Annotated in this window: 6 protein-coding genes; all 6 read right to left on the reverse strand. The window is 69.8% G+C overall.

Going from position 1 to position 5,861, the window contains the following annotated elements; translation table 11 throughout:
- Positions 1 to 126: 126 nt before the first annotated feature.
- Positions 127 to 966, reverse strand: coding sequence for a DUF459 domain-containing protein (locus tag VF794_RS39885; RefSeq protein ID WP_331118987.1), 840 nt, complete (start codon positions 964 to 966; stop codon positions 127 to 129).
- Positions 967 to 1,052: 86 nt separating this feature from the next.
- A complete protein-coding gene (locus VF794_RS39890) occupies positions 1,053 to 1,859 on the reverse strand; it encodes a GNAT family N-acetyltransferase (RefSeq protein ID WP_331118989.1) in 807 nt (268 codons plus the stop codon).
- Positions 1,856 to 2,659 (reverse strand): class I SAM-dependent methyltransferase, encoded by an 804-nt coding sequence (locus tag VF794_RS39895; RefSeq protein WP_331118991.1) that lies wholly within the window; start codon positions 2,657 to 2,659, stop codon positions 1,856 to 1,858. The genes VF794_RS39890 and VF794_RS39895 overlap by 4 nt, the downstream gene beginning before the upstream one ends.
- A gap of 92 nt (positions 2,660 to 2,751) precedes the next feature.
- On the reverse strand, positions 2,752 to 4,020 hold the full coding sequence (locus VF794_RS39900; RefSeq protein ID WP_331118993.1) for a DnaA N-terminal domain-containing protein: 1,269 nt from the start codon (positions 4,018 to 4,020) through the stop codon (positions 2,752 to 2,754).
- 355 nt (positions 4,021 to 4,375) lie between these two features.
- On the reverse strand, positions 4,376 to 4,750 hold the full coding sequence (locus VF794_RS39905) for an Hpt domain-containing protein (RefSeq protein WP_331118994.1): 375 nt from the start codon (positions 4,748 to 4,750) through the stop codon (positions 4,376 to 4,378).
- 11 nt (positions 4,751 to 4,761) lie between these two features.
- The coding region (locus VF794_RS39910) for a hypothetical protein (RefSeq protein ID WP_331118996.1) at positions 4,762 to 5,861 on the reverse strand (1,100 nt) is incomplete at its 5' end.

Here is a 5,861-nt window from a genome sequence, read left to right on the forward strand (position 1 = left end):
CGCCTTCTTGTTCACCGCGAAGCCAGGGCTCCCCGCGTACACGGGCTGCTTCCCCGAGTGGAAGACGTCGCCGGGGGTGTAGCCATCCTTCTTGTCGTCCGCGCTCATGTCGCGGACTCTACGCGCTCACGGGCTACAGAAGGCCACGGGCATCATCGGTACCTCGGAGGCCGCATCGCCCTCGCGGCAGACCGCAGGCTCCGTCATGGCCTCGTCCGAGGGGGAGGGCCGCGTGTCCTCGACGGACTCGAGCAGCGCGAGTACCGAGGGGAACACCCTGCTGGCGAAGTACCGGCCGCCCGCGAGCGTGAAGTGGACCCCATCGTCCATCTTCAGCCGCATCGGCTTGCGGAAGCCGTCGACCCGGGCCTCCTTCAGCATGGCGCCCCTCCCATCGGTGAAGAACGACTTCGTTTCGAGGTGCACCGAGTCCTCGCGCGACGCGACGGCCTGACGCAGCAGGGGGCGGATGATGCCCAGCTTGCGCTCGAAGTTCTTCAGCCCGGTGACAGGCAGTTCGACCCAGAGGATCTTCCGGCCGGGCGCCGCGAGGAGACCCAGGAAGGTCTCGACGCGCTGGCGGTAGGCGGACGTCCACCCAGACGCGCCCCACTGCACCTGGGCCTTGCCCTTCCCATCCGTAAGCCCCTGCCCGTCGTTGCCTCCCATGATGACGACGACCACGTCGGGCTGGTGGCGCTCGACCTCCTCGCGCCCGGTCGCCATCCAGTCGAAGAAGTCGGGCCGGGAGAGGCCCGTGGAGGACTTCGCCCGCCGCACGGCGCGGATCCCCGGCCGCGCGTTCAGCAGGGTCTCCAGGTGCTCGCCAAAGCTGGTGACGATCAGGCTGTCACCGAGCAGCAGCACGGTCCGGGGACGGGAGGCATCAGGCGCCTCGGCCGCATGGACCACTCCAGCAAGCAGGACAACGAGGCACACGAGCGCGCGCGCGAGGTGGGTCTCCATCTCCCGCCAAGCTACCGCGCCCGCGCGCCGCTGAGAACAAAACGGCCCCCCTGCCAGCCTGGAGTGCGAGGGACCGAGCACACCCGCTACCCCGACACCGGGGCCGTGGCGCCCTCCGGGTGCGCGGCATCGACCAGGAAGAGCATCCGCGTCAGGAACCGGAAACCCACCCGCTCGTAGATGCGACCGGCCTCCTCCGTCACCGTGCTCAAGAACAGCACGTCCACGCTCCCCTCGAAGGCCTCCCGCGCCACCCGAGATGTCACCGCGCTGCCGAGGCCCCGCTTGCGGAAGCGCTCCAGCGTCGCCACCCCTCCGAGCTCGGCGATGCCTCCGTGCGGCGCGGTGAAGGTGCCCACCACGGCCGGCACTCCCTCCACGCGCCCCAGCACCGACCTCCCCTCCTTCAGCTCTCCCAACGTCTTGGAAACCTCCTCCTCGGACGCCTCGTAGGACTCGTCCTGGGAAAAGCCCCGCCGCGCGGTCTCGCAGTACACCCGGATCTCCTCGCGCGAGGACTCGGACGTGAGGACCGAGAACGAGAGCCCCTCCGGCATGGGCGTGGGGGTGAAGCTCTCGCGCGTGCAGACCATCACCCGCGCCTCGGCCTCCAGCCGGAAGCCGTTGGCGAGCAGCGCGGCCTCCAGGTTCGGCGCCAGTTCGGCGACGTACTCGAAGCGGGGCACCCGCTTGCGCTCCTGGAACTCCGCCCGGAGCCGCCGCAGGGGCTCGCGCACGTCGCCCGTCACGGACCCGTCCGGGATGGCGTAGTTGAAGTAGATGAGCGGGTCGAAGGCGTGGAGGAACACCGTGAAGGGCTTGACCGGAATGGCCTCGTAACGCTCCCTGGCGGCGTGGCGCATGTAGGACTGAAGGCGTTCGCTGAGACTCATGGTGCTCCCCCCTTCGAGGGCTTCAGGGCCCGGGTGCCGAAGAACAATCCTGGCAGGTATTCGGACAGCCGGTCTCCCTCGACGTGCTTGTCCTCGTAGAAACCGGCGAGCAGGAAGCCCACCTCGAGCTGCCCGCCCAGCTGATCTTCCAGCGAGTGCGCGACGCACAGGGGCTCGCCCGCGTCGGTGTACCGGCGGCGCTCCTCGTCGGTCAGGCTCGTCAGATCCGAGTACGGCATCCGGTACTTGAGCTGGAGCACCCCCTGCTTCTCCAGCTCCGGGTCGAACAGGAAGGTGACCGGGTTGGAGAGCCCCGAGAGCAGCACCCCACCGGGCCGCAACACGCGAAAGGCCTCGCGCCACACGGGCCGCACGTCATCCACGAAGCTGTTGGAGCAGGGGTGGAAGATGAGGTCGAAGCTCTCGTCCGCGAAGACCGAGAGGTCGCGCATGTCCCCCTCCACCAGGCGGATGGACAGGCCCTCGCGCTCGGCCACCTTGCGATCCTGGTCGAGCTGGGAGGGAGAGTTGTCGAACACCGTGACGCGCGCTCCCGCCGCAGCGAGCACCGGGCCCTGCTGCCCTCCGGCGCTCGCGAGGCCCAGCACGTCCTTGGCCGTCAGGTCCCCGAACCACGCGCGCGGCACGGGCTTGCGCGGAGTGAGCACCACGCTCCACTCGCCCCGGCGCGCCGCGGCGATGACCTCTGGCCCCACGGGCAGCGTCCACCGATCTCCCTTGGCCACCTGCCGGTTCCACGCCTCGCGGTTGTAGTCCCGCAGCTCGACTCCAGGATTCATGACCGTCCCCCTCTTTGATGGTTCGTGTTGACTTCACGAGCCAGGAGCCGCGCGATAGCACGGTTCACGGAGCGGCACGCCCCTTCGCTCGACTACGACGCCACGCCCGCCGCCGTCCGCTCCTCGTCCGTGGGCAGCAGCCAGCGCACGCCCCCGAGGCCGAAGTCCCGCACCACGTGCTCCACCACCTCGCCGTAGTGCTCTTCCACCCATTGGCGGAAGTAGAGGTCCGGCACGGAGAGCACCAGGAGCCCGTCCTCCACGCCCACGGGCCGGGCCCGGGTGAGCCACGAGAGGGCGTAGCGCTTGCCGTTGTCGTACAGCCAGGAGAGGCACGCCTGCCACCTGCGGCCGGCCTCCGTGGATACGTCCACGGACGGCGGGCCGGACTCCTCCACCGGCTCGGGCCGAGGAGTCGGCACGTACCGCACCCAGACCTTCGGCGTGCAGAAGGCCAGGGCGGTCCCCATCGGCTGGCGGGAGCGGCCCCAGTCGGACTGGAGGTAGCCCCGGCAGGCCGCCAGCAGACGGCCCTCGTCGCCTCCCACCTTCGCCAGGGCATGCCCGTACCAGTCCGCCCACCCCGCCGGCATGTCCTCGCGAGGCACGCCCGGGAAGGCCTTGCCGCGCTCGTCCTGGAAGGCCTCGAAGAAGGCCGCTGCTCGAGAAACCGGGGGGGTGGCGGCGATCACGGCGACCTGGCACCGCTCCTCGGCGGGAGGAGAGGCGGGCACCAGGTGCGTGCCAGGAAGGGCGAGCTGGATGGGGTCGGCTTCCACGGACACGTCCTCGTCCGGCGGCGTCGGGACAGGCGTGAGCCGTCCCACGGACGCCCTGCCCTCCTGCCCTGCTGCAGAAGAAAGACTTTCCTTCTCACTCTCCTTCTCTCTTCTCTTTCTAGGCGAGGACGTCCCTGGCGCGTCCGCCGGACGTCCGCCGGACGCCGCCGCGGCCTTGTTGGCGCGCTCCCGGCGCTTGCGCTCGGCCTCCTTGCTCCTCTTTTCAAGCACTTGGACGTAGCGATCACAGAGCGTGAGGCGGACGCACTCCTCCTCGCGCACCAGGATTCTCGCCCGCAGCAGCGCGTTCCAGAAGGCACCGGGCGCGCCCGTCCACCGCACCGCGCTCTCCACCGCTTCGCACCACACGGCCTCGTCCGCGGACGCGTCCGCGGCCTGTCCGGCGGACGCGGCGAAGGGCTCGAATCGCCCGGAGGGCAGCGCCTGCACCGCCCAGATCTGGAGCTCCACCATGGCCCCCAGGAAGGCCCGTCGATCCATCCCCAGTGCCCGCGCGGCACACACCACCGCGAGGCTCATGGGGAAACCCACGTCCACCTGTACCCAGTCCAAACCGGCCATGTTACCGCCTCCCCAGGACCCGGCGCTTCGCGCCCGCGATCCCCGTGTGCGTCCGGCACTCGCCGGTTTCCACGTCCCATTCGACCTGTAGCACCCTGTCGCGCACTCCTGGCAGGACGAGCCCTCAGCCTCTCGGGCTGATCGCGGAACCGGTGACGGAGCCCGCGGTGAGCGTCCTGGGGTGATCCACGATCGCGATCTGCGTCGCCTGTCCCGGGTCGTCTACCCCCTGAGTCCTCCGGCCCGGCGTGATCCGGCGCTCCGAGGCGCCAAACGTCGACCTACCGGCTTCGGACGCGGCCTTCGCTACAGGGAGGGACAGGGTGCTACAGGGCTGTAGCTGTCTGGAGCGGAGTCAACGACCGTCCTCGAGGCCCAGCTCGATCATCAGCAGGGGCTGGGCCTCCAGGTACGCCCGCTCCAGATCCGCGAGGAGCGGTCCCGCGTCCGCGAGCCCCTCATCCCGCACGAAGTTCTCCAGCGCCTTGCAGTGCACGCGCACCCGCATCAGCCCGAACATGCCGCTGCTCGACGCCAGCCCATGGGCCTCGTTCGCGAGCGTCGCGGCATCCCCCGAAGACAGCAGCGCCCTCATCCGTCCGAGCCGCTGCGACGCACGCGAGAGGAAACCGCGCGCGAGATTCGCCACCGCGTTCGGCTCGGACTCATCCTGAAGGACGCGCAGTTTCTCCAGCTGCTTCACATCGAATGCGGGCGCGGACGGCTCCATGGAATGTATTCTTACTCCGACTTCCAGGTTCCTGGCACCAGTCGCGCCAGCACCTGGAAGAGCGCCTGGAGCAAGGTGGAGAGCGTCGCCATGCCCACGCCCTGCCCTCGTGCGGCGAGCAGCTCCTCGAACGCACGGCGCGTCCGGGCCGCGTGGATCGCCCAGGCCTCGCGCAACCGCTCGTCCAGCTGTGTCTTGGAGAATTTTCCGTCCGAGATGATCTCCAGGAGATTCCGGCGCTGCTCGGCCGCAGTGGCGAACACGCCGGTACTCATCGCCTCGGTCGGATCGAAACTCACATCCTGCGCCAGCCGGAAGAGTCCTGAGATGGCGGAGAGCAGGCCCGCCTCGCCGGTGAACAGCTCCAGCAGCACTTCCACTTCCTCGGTGGGCAACGTGGAGAAGGCCAGGGTGCCGATCACGGCCACCGGCGCCGCGCTGGTCCCCCCGTACCGCTCCAGGAACTCCGTCACACCCTCGGAGAAGGAGGTGCTGCCCGGCACCAGCGCCTCGGGCGGCAGGTCCAGCCGCGCCAGGGACAGCGGCCGGGCCTCGGGAGGCAGCCGTGCCAGCACGCCTAAACCGCAGACCCGCTGCTGCTGGAGGTTCTGCTGGCCCAGGGCCTCGGCCCAGGCCTCCAACCACCGCGAGGCCAGCCGGGGCGAGCCCCTCCCCTGGAGCGCCGAGTACCCCTGGAGGGTCAGCGTGGCGATGATCACCCGGGTCGCTTCCAGGAAGTCCACCTCGGGGAGCCCCGCCTCGTACCGTTGGAGCAACCGCGAGGCCGCTTCGGGCTCCACCATCTCCTGGATCCGCCGGGTGAGTCTCGGCAGCGCGTCCACGGCGTCCGCGGAGAGCATCGCCTCCTCATAGAGCGAGTCGATGATGGCGAGATCCGGCCCGGCCGCGAGGTAGAACTCCGAGGTCGAGCGCAGGGGCCCGCCGAGCCACAGCGAGGAGAAGCGATCCGCCGCGGCCCAGTAGCTGGGAGCACGCGTCCGGTCGCGGATGACGCGCCGGGTGGCACGCAACAAATCGAGGGCCACGTTTTCGGGAGGGGAGCTCACGTACGTCCCCTTACCCCACCCCGAGCGGAGCCAGCCAGGACGGA

Origin of the sequence: Archangium sp. (assembly GCF_036389735.1) — a bacterium.
Taxonomy (GTDB): Bacteria; Myxococcota; Myxococcia; order Myxococcales; family Myxococcaceae; genus Archangium.